17 protein-coding genes and 2 pseudogenes are annotated in these 18,068 nt (G+C 42.5%); 11 read left to right on the top strand and 8 right to left on the bottom strand.

The genetic code is table 11. The annotated features are described in order from the left end of the window. The first annotated feature begins 191 nt into the window (after positions 1 to 191). Together Q1J64_RS09065 and Q1J64_RS09060 are read left to right on the top strand one after the other, a co-directional pair. The gene (locus Q1J64_RS09065) at positions 192 to 1,433 is read left to right on the top strand and encodes an MFS transporter (protein ID WP_301108744.1); all 1,242 of its coding nucleotides are present in this window, start codon (positions 192 to 194) and stop codon (positions 1,431 to 1,433) included. Between the two features lie 150 nt (positions 1,434 to 1,583). Beyond that, entirely contained in the window at positions 1,584 to 3,437 is a 1,854-nt protein-coding gene (locus Q1J64_RS09060) for a transglycosylase domain-containing protein (protein WP_301108743.1), read from the top strand. Positions 3,438 to 3,474: 37 nt separating this feature from the next. Here the strand turns inward: Q1J64_RS09060 and Q1J64_RS09055 are convergent, their stop codons facing one another. Further along, the gene (locus Q1J64_RS09055) at positions 3,475 to 4,047 is read right to left on the bottom strand and encodes a YufK family protein (RefSeq protein WP_301108742.1); all 573 of its coding nucleotides are present in this window, start codon (positions 4,045 to 4,047) and stop codon (positions 3,475 to 3,477) included. A gap of 191 nt (positions 4,048 to 4,238) precedes the next feature. Here Q1J64_RS09055 and Q1J64_RS09050 point away from each other — a divergent pair, with 191 nt between their 5' ends. The 7 genes from Q1J64_RS09050 to mnhG are packed head-to-tail and all read left to right on the top strand — an operon-like array spanning position 4,239 to position 10,008. Beyond that, on the top strand, positions 4,239 to 6,647 hold the full coding sequence (locus Q1J64_RS09050) for a Na+/H+ antiporter subunit A (protein ID WP_301108741.1): 2,409 nt from the start codon (positions 4,239 to 4,241) through the stop codon (positions 6,645 to 6,647). Continuing rightward, positions 6,634 to 7,056, top strand: coding sequence for a Na(+)/H(+) antiporter subunit B (locus Q1J64_RS09045; RefSeq protein WP_301108740.1), 423 nt, complete (start codon positions 6,634 to 6,636; stop codon positions 7,054 to 7,056). Before Q1J64_RS09050 ends, Q1J64_RS09045 begins: the two co-directional genes overlap by 14 nt. Next, positions 7,056 to 7,397, top strand: coding sequence for a Na(+)/H(+) antiporter subunit C (locus tag Q1J64_RS09040; protein WP_301108739.1), 342 nt, complete (start codon positions 7,056 to 7,058; stop codon positions 7,395 to 7,397). The genes Q1J64_RS09045 and Q1J64_RS09040 overlap by 1 nt, the downstream gene beginning before the upstream one ends. Next, the gene (locus tag Q1J64_RS09035) at positions 7,390 to 8,877 is read left to right on the top strand and encodes a Na+/H+ antiporter subunit D (protein ID WP_301108745.1); all 1,488 of its coding nucleotides are present in this window, start codon (positions 7,390 to 7,392) and stop codon (positions 8,875 to 8,877) included. Before Q1J64_RS09040 ends, Q1J64_RS09035 begins: the two co-directional genes overlap by 8 nt. A gap of 6 nt (positions 8,878 to 8,883) precedes the next feature. Next, the gene (locus tag Q1J64_RS09030) at positions 8,884 to 9,366 is read left to right on the top strand and encodes a Na+/H+ antiporter subunit E (protein WP_301108738.1); all 483 of its coding nucleotides are present in this window, start codon (positions 8,884 to 8,886) and stop codon (positions 9,364 to 9,366) included. After that, positions 9,363 to 9,644, top strand: a complete 282-nt coding sequence (locus Q1J64_RS09025; RefSeq protein WP_301108737.1) for a Na(+)/H(+) antiporter subunit F1 — start codon at positions 9,363 to 9,365, stop codon at positions 9,642 to 9,644. Before Q1J64_RS09030 ends, Q1J64_RS09025 begins: the two co-directional genes overlap by 4 nt. Continuing rightward, the gene (gene mnhG / locus Q1J64_RS09020; RefSeq protein WP_301108736.1) at positions 9,628 to 10,008 is read left to right on the top strand and encodes a monovalent cation/H(+) antiporter subunit G; all 381 of its coding nucleotides are present in this window, start codon (positions 9,628 to 9,630) and stop codon (positions 10,006 to 10,008) included. Before Q1J64_RS09025 ends, mnhG begins: the two co-directional genes overlap by 17 nt. Before the next feature lie 21 nt (positions 10,009 to 10,029). Here the strand turns inward: mnhG and Q1J64_RS09015 are convergent, their stop codons facing one another. Then, entirely contained in the window at positions 10,030 to 10,293 is a 264-nt protein-coding gene (locus Q1J64_RS09015) for a hypothetical protein (RefSeq protein ID WP_301108735.1), read from the bottom strand. Between the two features lie 72 nt (positions 10,294 to 10,365). After that, positions 10,366 to 11,874 carry a leucyl aminopeptidase gene (locus tag Q1J64_RS09010; RefSeq protein WP_301108734.1) on the bottom strand — a complete coding sequence of 503 codons (1,509 nt, stop codon included), beginning with the start codon at positions 11,872 to 11,874 and terminating at the stop codon, positions 10,366 to 10,368. Positions 11,875 to 12,030: 156 nt separating this feature from the next. On the opposite strand from Q1J64_RS09010, the gene Q1J64_RS09005 reads away from it, so the two are divergent. Next, positions 12,031 to 12,507, top strand: coding sequence for a divergent PAP2 family protein (locus tag Q1J64_RS09005; protein ID WP_301108733.1), 477 nt, complete (start codon positions 12,031 to 12,033; stop codon positions 12,505 to 12,507). 59 nt (positions 12,508 to 12,566) lie between these two features. Here the strand turns inward: Q1J64_RS09005 and Q1J64_RS09000 are convergent, their stop codons facing one another. The 3 genes from Q1J64_RS09000 to Q1J64_RS08990 form a co-directional block, all read right to left on the bottom strand. Beyond that, positions 12,567 to 12,893 carry a YuiB family protein gene (locus Q1J64_RS09000; protein ID WP_301108732.1) on the bottom strand — a complete coding sequence of 109 codons (327 nt, stop codon included), beginning with the start codon at positions 12,891 to 12,893 and terminating at the stop codon, positions 12,567 to 12,569. A 499-nt stretch (positions 12,894 to 13,392) separates the two neighbouring features. Next, a complete protein-coding gene (locus Q1J64_RS08995) occupies positions 13,393 to 14,607 on the bottom strand; it encodes an NAD(P)/FAD-dependent oxidoreductase (RefSeq protein ID WP_301108731.1) in 1,215 nt (404 codons plus the stop codon). Positions 14,608 to 15,188: 581 nt separating this feature from the next. Then, positions 15,189 to 15,950, bottom strand: a complete 762-nt coding sequence (locus Q1J64_RS08990) for a glucose 1-dehydrogenase (protein WP_301108730.1) — start codon at positions 15,948 to 15,950, stop codon at positions 15,189 to 15,191. Between the two features lie 398 nt (positions 15,951 to 16,348). Here Q1J64_RS08990 and Q1J64_RS08985 point away from each other — a divergent pair, with 398 nt between their 5' ends. Further along, positions 16,349 to 17,209: a hypothetical protein gene (locus Q1J64_RS08985; RefSeq protein WP_301108729.1), complete on the top strand. Its 861-nt coding sequence runs from the start codon at positions 16,349 to 16,351 to the stop codon at positions 17,207 to 17,209. A gap of 171 nt (positions 17,210 to 17,380) precedes the next feature. On the opposite strand, the pseudogene Q1J64_RS08980 reads toward Q1J64_RS08985, so the two are convergent. Both Q1J64_RS08980 and Q1J64_RS08975 read right to left on the bottom strand, forming a co-directional pair. Continuing rightward, positions 17,381 to 17,578, bottom strand: a pseudogene (locus Q1J64_RS08980) (IS4 family transposase); the annotation flags it as partial. A 283-nt stretch (positions 17,579 to 17,861) separates the two neighbouring features. Beyond that, positions 17,862 to 17,984 (bottom strand): annotated as a pseudogene (locus Q1J64_RS08975) (iron-sulfur cluster assembly accessory protein); the annotation flags it as partial. Positions 17,985 to 18,068 lie beyond the last annotated feature (84 nt).

Raw genomic sequence — 18,068 nt, 5'->3', positions numbered from 1 at the left:
AGCTGCAAGCGCCAGCCTCTCGGGTCACTTCAGGCTTAAAGGAAAGGCAAAGAGCGCCTTTCTTTTAAGCCCTACAGTGCCTGTCGAGGCTAGACGGCGCTTTCCGCTTTTAGTATAAGCACTATATTTCATTCGGGTTCCGAATTGTTTTATACTGTTTACTATACAATTAAATAAAGGTGGTCCAGCTTTTGAGTAGACATAAAAAGAATTTTATTATCATCTGGGTGACCAATTTTCTGGTAGCGGGCACTATGACGATGATTATGCCTTTTCTTTCGCTATATATCGATACATTTGGTAATTATTCGGAGGAATACGTTCAAAAATGGGCGGGGTTGATTTTTGGCGGTACCTTTATTACCGCACTGATCATGTCGCCTGTTTGGGGACGTTTTGCCGATCGTTATGGCTTTAAGCCTATCTTATTGATCAACGGATTTGGTATTGCCATTTCCGTGTTTTTAATGGGTTTTGTTAATTCGGTTGAGGTATTTTTTGTTTTACGCTTATTGAATGGATTGGTAACAGGTTTTTTACCGACTTCGTTGGCATTCATTTCTTCTCAGACACCTCGTGAACAAGCTGGTAAAATGCTAGGGACACTGCAGATGGGTGGTGTAGCTGGTATGCTATTCGGCCCGATTTTAGGTGGTATTATGGCTGACAGCTTTGGGTTCAGTTATACATTCATCATCACTTCTGTTTCTGTTGTCATCGCAGCACTCCTCGTGTTAGTTGGAATTAAAGAAGAACATCGCGTGAAAGCACGCAAAGTCGTTACGTATTCCAGGAAAGTTATTTTAGGTGGTTTGTTCAAACACCGTTTAATGTTTAACGTTATGATTGTGACCACTTTGATTCAAGTGGGGAACTTTAGTATTCAGCCGCTGCTTTCACTTTATGTGGCTGACCTCACCCACGCTGCTACGAATGTAGCATTTCTAGCAGGTCTGACCTTCAGTGCGACGGGGCTCGGGAACTTATTGTTCGCTCGGGTCTGGGGGAAATTGGGCGATGATCTGGGCTACGAGAAAATACTTGGAGTTTTGCTAATTCTGTCATTCATCTTCATTATTCCACAGGCGTTTGTCACTTCTCTTTGGCAGCTCGTTTTACTGCGTTTCTTATTCGGAATCTCAACCGGCGGTATGATTCCCATTACGACAGCGCTCGTCCGGCGGGAAGCTCCCATTGAAGTACAGGGTGAAGTCATGGGATATAATACCAGTTTCCGTTTCCTTGGTAATATTATCGGACCCATGTTCGGCGGTATCGTCAGTGGTTATATCGGCATCCCTGCAGTATTCATTGTGACCGGTGTACTGTTCGTCATAGGTTATGGATTCTTAACCTTGGCAACTAGGAGACCAACACAGGATTTCGAGCATTACCTGGAAGACAGGCAAGTAGAAGCCAATGGGAAAATATAAATTCAGCCCCGTATATCGCACAGGATATACGGGGCTTGTTTCTGTTTTCTTATAAGTTCGCACTATTCTGTACTCATTCACTCTTGCGTAATATATGTTATATTTTTCTAAAGAGCTATTCGGATTTTATTGGGAGGGGCTGATGGAGGTTTGAGACAGTTATTCGGCTTAATCATTACATTAGTCTGCATTCCACTGCTGTTATTTATTCAGAATCAAATACAAGCGGAAACCGTCCAGACGGAAGTTTTACACGAATCGATCCGGGATGCAGTGCAGCTGGAGGCGCCCGTGATCGAAGCGCCAGTGCAAATGAAAGACCGAAACGGCGAGATGTTTGCGGAAGAATACGTCGAATGGCGACGCCCTGTCGTCTTGAAAGACATGACCTATTTTACTCGCCAGGTATTCCTGAAGAGTGAAGACAGGACGTTTTACGAACACCGTGGCTATGACATTGCAGCGATTATTCGGGCTTTCACCATCAATACCGCTACAGATGATGTACGCCAGGGGGCTTCCACGATCACCCAGCAAGTTGTAAGAATGCGCTATCTATCTACCGAAAAAACATATGAACGAAAATTTAAGGAACTGTTTCTAGCAGCTGAACTGGAAAAACAGTCTTCTAAAGACGATATTTTAGAAATGTATCTGAATGAAATGTATTTCGGCAATCGAGTTTACGGAATCGGCGGTGCGGCTACCTATTACTTCAGTAAGCCGCTAGATAAATTGAATGAAGCAGAAATCGCTTTTCTCGCAGCTATTCCAAACAACCCTTCTCTTTACGATCCGTTGAAACATTTCGACCGGACGAAAGAACGCCAGGTACGCCTGTTGAATGTCCTTGTGAATCAGCAAGTCATTACGCCTGAACAAGCAGCTGAATATACAGAATTGCCGATCGTACTCCATGTGAAGAAAAAGGAACAGGATTTTCCTATGTACAGCTCTTACGTCCTAGAAGAATTAAAACAGCTAATTGCGCGTTCTGAAGGCCTGGATGCCTCTCTTGTGAAAGCCAAAACACCGGAGGAACGTCTGCGCTGGCAGAATGAAATCAACCGGCGTGCAGGCGAAGTGATTCGTCAGGGGTTAGTCATCGAAACTGCTCTTAACCCTTCAAAGCAGCAGCATGATGAAAATCGGCTCTCTGCTTTAATCGGTACAGGCGGTGTTCAGGCAGGTGCGGCTGTGATCGATAATGAAACACGTGAAATCATCAGTCTCTATGCAGGATCAGGTTATAAAAAGACAGATTTCAACCGTGCATATCAGGCAGTACGGCAGCCAGGATCAGCGATCAAGCCCCTGCTTGTCTATGCGCCGTTTTTCGAAAGCGGACCCTATCATGCTGATACACCTGTCAACAGCAGCAATATTTGCATATATAGCTATTGCCCTCGGAACTTTGGAGGCTATTCATTCGGCACGACTTCCGTTCGCGAAGCATTCCGCAACAGTTATAATACGACGGCTGTACGCTTACTGCAGCGTGTGGGAATTGACAACGCCTTTGCGTATATGGATTCTTTTGATTTTCAGCATATATCGCAAGCGGATCACAGCTATCCTGCCGCACTCGGTGGCTTCTCTAAAGGGGTAACCCCTCTTGAACTGGCGGGGGCTACAACCAGCTTTATCGATGGAAGTTATCAAACTCCCCATGCGATTCGCACCGTTAAGGATTTTCAAGGGAATACTTTATATAAATGGAAGGAAACCCAAAAACCAATTTGGTCCCCTTCTACTGTAAAAAGCATTCGGTCTCTCATGGAAGAAGTTGTTGTCAACGGTACAGGCAAAGGAGTTTCGTACACAACCAGCTACACGGGGGCAAAAACAGGAACGACGGATGCCTATAAAGATTTATGGGTGCTTGGTTTGAATGACCGCTATACCTCGGCAGTCTGGATCGGTTATGATACGCCCACATCAATACCGGGACTGCGTGATCAAAAAATAAATCTTCGTGCATTCTCTGCAACAATGAGAGATTAAAACCCTGTTGATCCGGAAACGATCGGATCAACAGGGTTTATTTAATGGGATTCGATAACGGAATACTTGCAAGAAGGCCGTTATAAAGCCTTATGATAATAAAGACCAGCACAGCAAGCAGGACACACCAAACGACGATTTGGAAGAAAATCAGACCAACTGTATTTGTCAATGTCATAAAAGGGCTTAGTTTGTAGACGACATATATGAAATAGACGAATGTTGTGAGGATAAAAATCAGGACTAGTGCGATCCATGACTGAATTCCAAAAGCTGAAATTAGTGCGCCTATAAAATAAATAACTGCACCTGACCTGGATGCACTATAAGACGCATCTGCTTCTTCCTTCAGGAAAAATAATAAAGCCGTTTCATGAATGGTTGTCGCAATTAATTTTAATGCAGCGAACACCATGAAGAACAATAACGTATACATTGTCAGCAAAAAGATCCGCAGTTGAAAATCAGAAAGGAACTCACGCATTCCCTGATACAGTCCTATTTCTTTAAAAAAGATAATGGATTCGCCAACACCGTAGACACCGAACGTTAAACTGAAGAGCACGACCGTGACAAATGGCAGATAACCGAACAAATATGGATTTTTCATAAGACACCCCAAAAAATATTTTTTCTCCCTCCTAATAATATAAGAAGGAAGTCGAATAAAGCAATAATTGGTCAATTGTTGTCTATGCAATTTGAAATGTTTTGCGCTATACTAACAATTACGTCCACGCATAAGCTGTCGGACTATTATTACTACGATGAATACTGAATATGGACGGAAGGAGGATTCACTTGGAATTCGTGTTATTGATTTTTTTACCTGTGATCTTCGCATTACTTATTCCTTTTGCTTATAAATATGTAAAAGGAATTCATACAGGCTGGTTCGTTCTTCTAGTTCCGCTTGTACTGTTCGCCTACTACCTGAGCTTTATTCCTCTGACGATGGATGGCGGTCATGCTATTTCTGAAATAAAATGGATTCCAACGCTTGGGATAACGTTTACTTCATACATAGATGGACTTAGTTTATTATTTACGCTATTAATTACCGGCATCGGTTCGTTAGTTGTACTATACTCTGTCTTTTACATGGACAGGCATAAAGAGGATCTTGGCAGCTTTTACGTTTATCTGCTGATCTTTATGACTGCTATGCTCGGAGTAGTACAGTCGGACAATACGATGACGCTTTATTTATTTTGGGAGTTAACATCCATTTCTTCATTCCTGCTGATTGGATTCTGGTACACAAAAGATCGATCACGTTTTGGCGCGTTGAAGTCAATGATGATAACAGTGTTTGGCGGATTAATGATGCTCGGAGGCTTTATCCTCCTCAGTATAATGGGTGAGACATTTTCCATCCGCGAATTAATTGCGCAGGCACCTGAGCTAGTGAATCAGCCTTATTTCACTTTAGCCCTGGTATTACTCTTACTCGGTGCATTTACGAAATCGGCCCAATTCCCGTTTTACATCTGGCTGCCGGATGCAATGGAAGCACCTACTCCGGTCAGTGCATACCTTCACTCCGCCACAATGGTGAAGGCAGGGATTTACTTAGTGGCACGTTTCACACCGATTTTTGGCGCTTCATCCACATGGATCTGGCTCGTTACCGGTATCGGTTTACTGACACTTTTCTGGGGTTCATTTTTCGCAGTAAAACAGACTGATTTGAAAGCAATACTGGCATTTTCAACAGTCAGTCAGCTTGGATTGATCATGTCTCTTCTTGGAGCAGGTGCGATTACCTATCATACAACGCAGGATATCTTTACATTTGCTACGTATGCAGCCATCTTCCACTTGATTAACCATGCGACGTTTAAAGGCGGTCTCTTTATGATCGCAGGTATCATTGATCATGAAACAGGCACACGGGATATCCGGAAGCTCGGCGGTTTGATGAGTTTGATGCCGATAAGCTTTACGGTTGCACTGATCGGTTCACTTTCAATGGCCGGCTTGCCTCCGTTTAACGGTTTCCTGAGTAAAGAGATGTTCTTACAGTCAATGCTCGCTATTCAGCACTTTGAATTATACAACTTTGATACATGGGGCATTCTATTCCCTGTTATTGCCTGGGTTGCAAGCGTATTCACATTTACTTACAGCCTGTACTTTGTACTGAAGACATTTATGGGGCAAGTTAAAACGGACCAGTTGCCAAAGAAACCGCACGAAGCGCCGATGGGCATGCTCGCTGCGCCGGTGATGTTAGCAAGTCTGGTGATCATCATTTTCTTCATTCCGAATCTGGTTGGTAAATGGCTGATCAAACCGGCTGTTATGGCAGTTCAGCCTACTTTGTACAGCAGTCCTTCAGCGGTAGACATTCACGTTTTAGCATGGCACGGTTTTAAATCTGTAGAGCTTTGGCTGACCGTGGCAATCGTCATCTTGGGTACTCTGTTATACGTAACGATTCCAAAATGGCAACCGCTGTACCGTATGCAGCCGGCAAAGTTATCGCTCAATGAAGGCTATAATGCGTTAATGCGCGGCAGTGAAAGAGGAATGAATCGCTTGTCACGTCTTTATATGACAGGTATTATCCGGACTTACTTGCTGTATATGTTCGCATTCCTGTCTGTTACAGTTATCGCATTGCTCTTTATTAAAGATGCTTTCGTGTTCGACATGAACAGCTTTGCGGCTATTTCTGTATACGCAGTATTAAACGGTTTAATTCTACTTCTATCTATTGGATTCGTGGTGTTTGCGAAGTCCCGTCTGGCTGCGATTATCGCACTCGGAGGTGTCGGTTATTCCGTCGCGTTGTTCTTCGTTATATTTAAAGCACCCGATCTGGCTTTGACGCAGCTCGTAATCGAGACTGTTTCCGTCGCGTTGTTCCTACTGGCATTCAAGCACTTGCCGGCACTGAATAATCATGGCGAAACAACAAAAAACAAAGTGGTCAATTTAATTATTTCCTTGAGTGTCGGTGTCATGGTAACGCTTGTTGCCCTGTCCAGTCACTCTCAAAAATTAATACCTTCTATTTCACAGTACTATAAAGATACGGTAGCGACAAAAGCGGGCGGCGGAAATATCGTCAACGTCATTCTCGTAGATTACCGTGGATTTGATACATTATTTGAAATTGCCGTACTGGCGATTGCAGGTATTTCGGTACTCGGCATGATTCGCCTGCGTGTATCGAGAAAGGAGACAACCGATGAAAACGAATGACGTGATTTTACAGACTACAGCCAAAGTAGTGTTTTTCATCATCTTCCTGTTCTCTATTCACATTTTCTTTGCAGGTCACTACGCACCGGGTGGAGGTTTTGTTGGCGGTCTTCTGTCGACAGGCGCCATCATACTCTTGTTGCTGGCATTTGACTTAAAGACGATTCAGCAGATCTTGCCGTTTAACTTCACCATTGTTACGGCCGTCGGTTTATTGCTGGCCGTGGCAACAGCGGCTGGTTCGATCTTCTTTAATGTTCCATTTTTCACGCATACATTTGATTACTTTGACTTACCGCTGTTTGGAAAAACTTCTCTTCATACAGCGATGCTGTTTGACAGTGGTGTCTATCTAGTCGTTGTCGGTTCCGCCATCACGATTATTCAATCGATTGGAGGCGACAGCTGATGGAATTAATTCTTTCTGTACTAATAGGTGTATTGTTTACAGCAGCCGTCTATTTGATTCTTTCAAGAAGTCTTCTGAAAGTCATTTTAGGTACCGGCCTGCTGAGTCATGGAGCACACTTACTTCTCTTAACGATGGGTGGTCTTGAAGGCTCTGCCCCGCCAGTCCTCATTGACGGAGTATCGGATTTCGCAGACCCTCTGCCGCAGGCGCTGATCTTAACAGCGATCGTCATCAGTTTTGGTGTGACGGCAGTTATGCTTGTCATGGCGTATCGGATGTATGCGGTGCACAAGACTGATAATATGAATGAATTGAGAGGGAATGATGAACATGATTAATCTTCTTCTATTTCCGATCATTATTCCTTTCTTTTTCGCGATGATTTTATTGTTTTTCAAAGAGCAGGTAGTCATCCAGAGAGTTTTGACATTGATCGGATTGGCTCTTAGTTTGATAGCTTCCCTTTGGCTTGTCGCCACTGTGAAAGCTGATGGAATCCAAACTGTGACACTCGGAAGCTGGCCTGCACCGTTTGGTATCACCATGGTGTCAGATATGCTTTCCGCACTGCTCGTCACTACAACTATTTTGATTACGTTCTTTGTCGTGCTGTACAGTTTCCAATCTATAGGAATTGAGCGCGAGCGTTTCTTCTATTATCCGGCCATTCTTTTCATGATTACCGGAATTAACGGTGCGTTCACAACAGGCGATATATTCAACATGTTCGTATTCTTTGAAGTATTGCTGATCGCTTCCTATCTGCTGATCGTCTTGGGCGGAGAAAAGAGGCAGCTGCGTGAATCCATCAAGTATATTTTGGTGAACGTCATATCTTCTGCACTATTTGTCATCACTGTCGGTTATTTGTACTCCATCATCGGAACATTGAATATGGCCGACATTTCAGTGAAAATTGCAGAAATTAATCAGCCCGGAATCATTTCCGTTATCGCCATTCTCTTCTTGATTGTGTTCGGAATCAAAGGAGCCATTTTTCCTTTGTATTTTTGGTTGCCAGGATCCTATGCAGCACCGCCGATTCCAGTACTTGCGCTGTTTGGTGCACTGCTGACAAAAGTCGGAATTTATGCCATTACACGTACATATACGCTGTTCTTCGTTCATGATATCGGCTTTACGCATGAATTCCTGATGATCCTCGCATTACTGACGATCGTCGCCGGCTGTATCGGGGCACTTGCTTACTTCGATCTGAAACAAATCATCATTTACAATATCATTATTGCAGTCGGTGTGATTTTATTCGGAGTGGCTCAGATGAACCAGCCTGGTTTAGAAGGTGCTGTCTATTATCTACTACACGACATGCTGATTAAGGGTGCATTATTTGTCCTGATCGGAATCATCATCTATGTCACTGGTACTTCGAATTTACGTAAGATGGGCGGTCTTATCAAGACGTACCCTGCACTTGGCTGGACTTATTTAGTTGCAGCATTCGGCTTGGCCGGGATTCCGCCGTTGAGCGGATTTATCGGTAAGCTGCTAATTGTCCAGGGCGGCTTTGAAGCAGAGAATGTATTCGGAAGTATTGTCATTCTGGCTTCCAGTTTAGTCGTGCTGCTATCTGTTATTCGGATTTTCATTTACGCATTTTGGGGATCCCCTTCACAAGTCACATTACCTGTCATTCATCAGTCGAAGTACCGTCAGATGATGGTGCCTGCTGTGTTGCTGGTAGTAGTTACAGTTGCTTACGGAGTGGGAACGGAATGGCTGATGCCTTATATGTCGGATGCAGCCGATGTACTGCGTGATCCTTCCATCTATATAAATGCGGTGTTAAAGGAGTAGAGGTCAATGGCTTTTCAGATACTTTTAAATTTCTTCATTGCAGTCGTTTGGATGTTCATGAATAGTTCATTGACACCTTCTACGTTTGTTATTGGATATATCATCGGACTTCTCATGATTATCATGACACGGCGCTATTTCAGAGACAGGCTATACATTTGGCGGATCTGGGCAGCAATTAAACTGACGCTGATTTTCCTGAAAGAATTGGTCATGTCAAATATTTCTGTGCTGATGCTCGTGATCAAACCGGATCTATCAACTGTACGTCCGATGATATTCGCTTTGCCGACTGAACTTGAGCATGACTGGGAAATTACCCTGCTGTCCAGTTTGATTACACTGACACCTGGAACAATTGTACTTCACGTTTCAGATGATCAGCGGACACTGTACATTCATGCGATTGATGTAAACGATGTCGATGAAGCAATTGACTCAATCAAAAATACGTTCGAGAAAGCGATCATGGAGGTGCGTCGGGGATGAACATATTTTATTCTGTTTGTTTAGTACTGGTCATCCTGTCTATGCTTGGCCTGCTGTATCGAGTATGGAAAGGACCCTCAGTGCCAGACAGACTCATTGCACTTGATGCAATCGGTGTCATGCTGATTTCTGCTATTGCATTGCTGTCCATCCTGTTTGACACGCCTTTCTTTATCGACGTAATTTTATTAATTGCGATTATGTCATTTATTGGCACCGTGTCCTTCTCGAAATTTATTGAGAGAGGAGAGATTATCGATCGTGGATCTGATAGCTGATATTATTATCATCGCTCTAGTCGTCGTGGGAATCATCTTTACGATTGTCACTGTCATCGGTATCTTACGGCTTCCAGACGTCTATATGCGCGCGCACGCTGCGTCTAAGAGTGCTACGCTTGGCGTCATGAGCCTGCTACTCGGCGTGTTCTTTCATTTCTGGTGGAATGAAGGCCACTTCAGTATCTCGCTCATATTAGGAATCGCCTTCTTGTTCATCACTTCACCTATCGGCGGCCACTTGATGAGTCGTGCTGCTTATATGTCTGGTGTGAAACCGACTGAATTGACAGTTGGGGATGATCTGAAAACAGCAATGGATAAGAAACGTGCTGAACTAGCAAAAAACACGCATGAGGAGTAAAATCCTCTGCGTGTTTTTTTATTAATAATAATAGGGATAATAAGGGTTATAGTACGGCGGGTAGTATGGATAAGGTTGCGGATAATATCCTCCACCGTAACCTCCGCCATAACCTCCGCCGCCATAGCCATAACCTGGGAAAATTGCGTTACCTAAAAATCCACCTACTAAACCGCCGAGGAACGGACCGCCGAATCCAAAGCCACCGCCAAACCCATCTCCAAACCCTCCGCCGTATCCACCTCTGCCGCCTCCATGGCCACCTCTGTAACTATTTCTTGGCATATTTATGCTCCCCCTTTCCCTTTATCCTATGCCCATCATAAGAAGGGAGTTGGGGAAAGCGCCTACTGCTAATTATTCCTGTTCTTCTGCTCCAAGACGTTCAACAAAAGTAGCCAGTGTCCGTACCATGACACCTGTAGCTCCTTTAGGCCCGAGAACATGCGGGCTTGCCGCGTCAGAAGTTCCTGCGATATCCAGGTGGATCCAAGGTGTATCCTCTGCAAACTCCCCTACAAAACCGCCGCCAAAAATCATATGGCCGTCTCGTCCAGGCGAGTTATTCAAATCTGCTACATCACTCTTGCGAATCCGTTTCCGATCACTTTCCGTCAACGGCAGACGCCAAATGAATTCTCCTGTTTCTTCCGCTGCTTCTTCAAACTGCCGATAAAATTCTTCATTGTTTGTCAACGTACCGGTCTTGTCATTCCCGAGTGCTACAATAACGCCGCCGGTCAATGTCGCTACGTCAATCAAGTATTCTGCACCGGCCTGCTTTGCATACGTCACTGCGTCAGCAAGCACGAGACGACCCTCTGCATCCGTATTCAGCACTTCAATCGTTTTGCCACTTAATGACGTAATCACATCATCCGGTTTGAAAGCTGTTGCAGAAACCATATTATCTGTAGAAGCAATCACTGCAATAACATTCTTCTTTGGTCGGGACTCTCCTATAATGCATATAGCGCCCAATACAGCGGCCGCACCGCCCATGTCTCCCTTCATACCAACCATACCTTCACGCGGCTTCAGCGAGTAGCCACCCGTGTCATAGGTGACGCCCTTGCCTACTAAGCCAATGACATCTTTCCATTCCTCTGTCGCTTGGTATTTCAAGACAATCAGCTGCGGTTCTTCGACAGAACCTTGATTGACCGCAAGGATCGCGCCCATGCCAAGCTCTTCCATCTCCGCTCTGCCTAACACATCAATCTCTAGATCATAGCTTTCAGCCAATTCTCTTGCATAGTCAGCCATTTTAGTAGGTGTCAGGATGTTTGGCGGGATATTGACGAGTGTCCGCGCTTCATTGACCGCATGCGCATTGATCATCCCGACTTCCCCTGCCGCTGTAACACTTTGCTCATCCGCTTTCGTAATGTACGTTACGGAACTTAGCGGCACGTCGACTTCATTGGAAGTAGTTTTGAATCCTTCATATTCATATGCACCCATGCTAATGCCTTCTGATGCCAAATAGGCAATGTCTTCACACGTCAGCTCTTCATTGACGAAAGGAGCCGTCCAGACAGCTGCCGTTTTCACACGGTCTTGATGCAGCTGTTTACCGACTGCCGCAAATAATTCCCGCACCTGCTGCTCAGCAAGATCCTTTTGCTTACCCACTCCAATGAAATAGACACGCTTATACGTTTGCTCAGACAGCGCTGGCATCTTCGTCAACTTTTTAAAATCCTGTTGAATATCATGTGATTTAATCCATTCCGGCACGGACGGATGAAATGCTTTCACGAATGTGTCCCAGCCTTCTATATTCTCCGGATGAGCCGGTACACCGATAACAAGTACATCCACCTCTTGCTGATCGAATGATGTTGCGGTTTCAATTGAAATCATAAGTTGTTGTCCTCCCTTTTCTATACATGCCACTCTTTTAGTATAGACTAGTGAGTTTGGTGGTTCCAATGTCAAGTATTGTGAATATTCATCACGTTCTGTTACGATTATGGTATACTTGTTCTCAATAAACTGATCGAAAGGGAGTGGAATTACTTGGCTATTTTTGAAAACATACCGCTCCTTGCAGCGCTGTTCGCCATCCTATTTGCTCAATTCGTAAAAATTCCTATTCATTTCTTATTAACGCGTAAACTGGACTTCGGTTTAATGACTTCGACTGGCGGCATGCCAAGTTCTCACTCTGCAGCTGTTACCGCATTGACAACTGCAATTGCTTTTGAAGCAGGACTGCAATCACCGCTATTTGCCGTATCTGCAATTTTCGCTGTTATCGTGATGTTTGATGCAACAGGAATCCGTTATCAAGCAGGTCAGCAAGCGATTATTATTAATCAAATGCGCGCTGATTTCCAAATGTTCGTCGGTGATCTGAAAGATTGGCCAAAGAAAGATAATGAGACAAAAATGCAAGAGTTAAAAACATTGCTGGGACATAAACCGAATGAAGTGTTCTTTGGTGCATTGACCGGCATCTTGATATCGATCCTGACGTACACGGTCATTTTATGAAAACGAAAACACCAGCGTGGCACAATGCCCTGCTGGTGTTTTTTAGTCGTCTCTCTACTTTAAAACATTTGATACCCTTGTTTACGCAAGATCTTCATGACAAAGCCTGCAATAATCGATCCAACCATTCCGCTGGCTAGAATGACAATGTCTACCGCGTGGAGAGACATAATATTCGATCCCAGCTCACTAAACGCAAAGCCTGGCTTAGTAATGTATTGATACATGGGAACATCATCAATAATGAAAATGACTACAATCGGATAAATGATGGCCATGAGCCATGTCATACGCAACAGCATATTCAGCAAAAAGCCGATGCCGAAGAACATAACAATAAATATCAAGATCGATAGCATCACTTGTGCTATAGATATCGTTTGCATTGTCGCTAACCTCCAGTTCATCACTCCACATTTTACAGGATGAGGCGGCCGCTTTCAATAGTATGAGACAGAGAACAGTAAATGGTGTGAACAGTTGTCATAGTTTCTTAAAATATTAGGGGTCTGTAGGCTGTTGATGGGCTTTGGAAATTTGACTTGGCGGTGTAATTAGTGAGCAAGACTTCATGTGCAGTTCGGGATTTCCGCTGCAGACGGGACGCTTTTCGGAGGGCGTGGCTTGAGCCAATCAAACTACGAAGTGTACAATTGACCAAAGGGTCTCAAGGCGCACACTGATCCTCCCGGAGTCACCCGTCTTACGCTACATGGATAGTGAATTTATACAGTTATGTAATTGATAGTAAAAGTTAATTGCCAGATAGTGTACCAAAGATATACCCGTCCATAATCCGTGCCTGAAGTTCGTATTTTCTGTTAAAACATTTTACATTTTTACATACAAAAGCACCCACAATTGTGAGTGCTTTTGCTTTGTTACTTATAGGATATTGAATTTACCTTTTTTGATTGTCAAGCCTACGCCGCCAACCATATAGAGCGCGCGGTTGTCGATCATTTTCTTCATGAATGATGCTTTTGCACCTGTCAATTTCTTATCGAACACAACACCGATTGCATCAGAATCACCTAGGGAGCAGACGCTTCCTTTTAGATCAGGTACAAACTCTGCTGTTGGTTTATTTTGAATTAATGCAATGATATTATTTGCACACATATCACCCTGCTGCATCGCAATTTGTGCAGTTGGCGGGAATGGACGGTTGATTGCTTCATTGATCATCAATGAACAGTCACCGATTACAAACACATCTTCAAAACCTGGTGCACGCAAATCTTTGTCGACTTTTACGCGAGCACGCATGTTTTCAATGCCTGACTCTTCGATTAGGCGGTTGCCTCGAACTCCGGCAGCCCACACTACAGTGCCTGCTTTAATGAATTCGAACTCGTCTTCGCCTTTTTTAATCTTCACGCCTTCAGGAGTTGCTTCTACAACTGGAGTACCAATTGAGAATTCTATACCTTTCGCGCCAAGTTGACGTACTGCATATTCAACCAGCTCCGGATCGAAACCTGGTAATACCATTGGTGCTGCTTCCACACATAGAATGCGTACTTTTTCAGCTGGTACGTCATATTCTTTACAAAGTTCAGGAACGCGGTTACCCAGTTCTCCAAGATATTCGATACCTGTGAAGCCTGCTCCGCCGACTACGATTGTCAGACGGCTGTCATCCTTTTCTTCTTCAAGAGACCAAGTGGCAAATTGATATTCCATATGATCACGGATCTGACGTGCTGCTTTGACGTTTGCAATGGAAAGTGCATATTTATCCAACCCAGGAATTCCGAATGTTTCGCCTTCGAAACCAAGTGCAATTACCAGGTAGTCATATGTATGTGATCCAATGTTCGTCGTGACGTTCTTGTTAGCTACATCGATTCCTGTAACTTCTGCCTTAATGAATTTAGTTTTATTGCTGTTAATTACACTTGAAATATCATAGCGTACATCTTCAGGGCTTAATGTTCCAGCCGCTGCTTCGTGAAGCCATGTGGACTCGTAATGATAATCATTTTTGTTGATGAGAATAACATCCGCTTCATCTGCACCTAATGACTTTTGCAAATTGACAACGGTCATCAAACCACCGTAACCTGCGCCCAATACTAAGATTGTCGGTCTTTTCACGTAAATCGAAACCACCTTTAAGTTTATTAAATGCCAAGTACGGGTAAAATCGAACTATCTATGGTTTTACGCAGTACCGGAATTTAGATTTGATTTGAAATAGCTTTACCTACTTATAGTAGCCCTTTTAGACAAGCTTTTCAACCGTATTCTAATTGTGCAAATAATCAATTACGACTACGATAAACAAGGAGTTTATTAAAGAGCTTTTTTAGGCTGAAATCAACGTTTGTAGATATTGTAAAGGATGATAAATCACAATTTAAATTGTGTATATCACTACTTCTATTGTAGCCTAAAGAATGGTTATTATCCATTAGAAAGCACAAGTTAAAGCTTTCCTTTTAATACCATTTTATCAAGGTGTTGATGGCTCTCACAAACAATGTAAACAGGCATTTCACAACGGTGCTACCTGACGCGCAGCGTATCAGATTAATCGCCAGTAATACTATTCAATTAAAATGTTATGACAAACCTTCTATTGAAGGTGGCAGCCTTTTGTTAATTAGTTTGTCAATACAAAACGAAAAACCCCGACCAACCGTAAAGGGAGTTCGGGGGTTGAAAATGGGGTTAAATTAGTACGCTGACCAGCCGTTATCCGCTTCAATAATAACGCCGTTTACGTAAGATGATTCGTCAGAACCTAAAAATAATGCGATATTCGCGATTTCTTCTTTCGTACCTGGGCGGCTCATTAAATTAACGCCGCGCATTGCTTGTTGCATACCGTGTTTATCTGGTTGCACTAGGCTGTTTGTAATATTTGTCGGAATTTGTGCCGGGGCGATAGCATTACAACGAATATTCATATGACCGTATTGGGATGCTACGTTTTTCGTCATCCCTGCCACCGCATGTTTAGATGCTGTGTAAGCGAGACCGCCGCGACCGCCTGTTACAGCAGCGATTGATGCCATATTAACGATAACGCCGTATTGTTTCTCTTCGAAGACTGAAAGTGCTTTACGCATGGCACGCATCACACCAGTAGTATTGATTGCTAACACTTTATCCCAAACTTCATCTGTTACTGTTCCAGCTGCAAACATATTGTCCATAATCCCCGCATTGTTAACAAGGATATCTAGGGTACCGAATGTTTCAACGGCTGTATCAATCATAGCTTGTACATCTTCTTCAACTGTGACATTTGTTTTCACAGCAAGTGCTTCTCCGCCGTTCGCTTTAATGGATTGAACGGTTTCTTCTGCACCATCCATATTCATATCTGCAATAACAATTTTCGCGCCTTCGCTAGCATATAATTGCGCGATTTCTCTACCAATACCAGATCCTGCACCTGTTACTACTGCCACTTTATTTTCCAATCGTTTCATAAAGGCTTACCTCCATTTTTTATACACTAGTAGTATAATGTTTTATTAGGTAATATGACAGATATCAGCTTGTAAATAGCAAAAATCGTTATATCTATACAACCACTTGTTCAAGAGTTGATTACTGAAGATCTACCAATTCTAATCGTATCCTCAGGAATATAACAACACCACATCGTCACATGAATGCTACACATATAATCATATTTAGAGTCTGTATTTAATTGATATCACGTCACTTTTTAATGGTCATATATCATACATATTATCTATATCTAAACTAGATCATTAGGAATAGTTACTGTCATTCTAATAAAACAATTAAAGAGTATTTTTTTTGATATATAAACTTTGTTTTGTAATACTGAGATTAGCAACTCTTTTAGAGGAGGTATTGTATGGTAAAGGAAGCTTTTAGTATTGAACTAAATGGTAAAATATCAGCAAATATAGCACACACTAAATCACTCTTAGGTGATTTAGAAGATTCAAGGGCATTCGAATGTATAGATACGGAGTGTAAAATTCAATTAACTTGTACAAAATGGAAAGATATAAATGGTAAACGCATCTACTTTACCCCAACTTCCAGAGATCATCTTCATATCGCAGGTTGTAAGGCTTCTGGAGAGTTGGAGGAAATTCAACGTACAACGTTCGAGGAAAAGGAAGCAAGAAAATCAATTAAAAAAAATGGGAATATTGTATTAACAAGGATTTCAGAGCAAAGTAATTATAATAATACTTCAGATAAATTGAATGACACTGCAGGTAATAATACTAATAAATTTAATAACAACAATAACGAGAATAAAAGTACATCTGAGAGGAGTAGCGTTACATCAATCATGACACTTATTAAATTGATGAGTGATCCCTCTTTTGATAAAGATAAAGCTTATTTACAATTACCTAATAATGAAAAGATTTCTATTAATGAATTATTCATGGATTTAGACAAAGCCACATTAATCAAGAAAAACACACTAAGGATTTTCTATGGAAAAGTTAAAGTTTCAACTTATAAAAAAACCGCTTTAAAAATTGATTTTGTAGCTTCTTCTCCTGCTCCCTTATTATTTACAAATAAAAGTCTGATGCTTGATAGACATTATGGAAAACAAGCCAAAAAGTACATAGATAGAAACAAGGAAATCTATGTTTTCTTTAGAGGTTATCTTTCCAGTGATAACAAGTGGAAGGCTTATAACAAGGATTTCTACAAAGATCTTTATTTCTCTTTAGAAAAGTCTATTTAAGCTAATAATTTTTCACTATACTTTTAATAACATTCTTGGGGACGCTGCGGTTTTTGAATTGTTCTATTTCCCGCTACGCTCCCTTCAATTCGAAAAACACACTTTTCGTCCGTCCCCAAACCCCTGGACAAATATTATCTGGTCAATTTTGTTGTCCCTGTATAATACCTGTCACAACATTTCTATCTTCACCTTTCGAATCCAAACATGCGCAGACTTCCATAAAGAAGCCTTTAGATAACGGCTGATCTGCAAGTAGGTTCGCTTACTTTTTGTCCGTAACTGTGCCAGCACATTAAAGCAGTAGACGATCATCGCCAGATACATCTGGTTGTGTACACCTTGCTGACTTTGGGCTAAGACCTTCTGCTCTTTGCTGATACTACTAGGTCAATCGCTTGTTCAAAGGTAATCTTTGGATATTCCTTATCTAATGACATTTTTCCAATCGCTGTGCGCTTTCTTTTCTTTAATGACATAAAAAAGCCTTCTCAATTTGTTATGTTTTAGCAACATACAAATCATAAAGGCTTGGTATTCACAACCCTAAATACATCATTTTAGGGTTGTGTTTACACTTTTCAGGGATTGTGTACACATCAATTCTAACCGTTAGTTACAATCCTCATTCAACATTTACAAAAGAGCCAAATCACTCACAATCAGCAGGTGCACCAGCCTTTTGAGCTGTACGGAAACTCGTTCCGCACCCACGGTTCGCAATCGCGTTCGGGTTGTCAATGGTGAAACCGCCGCCCATGAGGGATTCTTTGTAAATGTTGTTAAATTAACGTTTGTCGGTGTTTTGAGGGGTTGAAAATCACAGTCAGGATTGTGTATCCCTTACCTGCATGATTAT

Source organism: Sporosarcina sp. (assembly GCF_029257255.1).
In the GTDB taxonomy this organism is placed as follows: Bacteria; Bacillota; Bacilli; order Bacillales_A; family Planococcaceae; genus Sporosarcina.
Note: the sequence above shows the minus strand (reverse complement) of the source record. Positions and strands in the feature narration are given on the sequence as shown.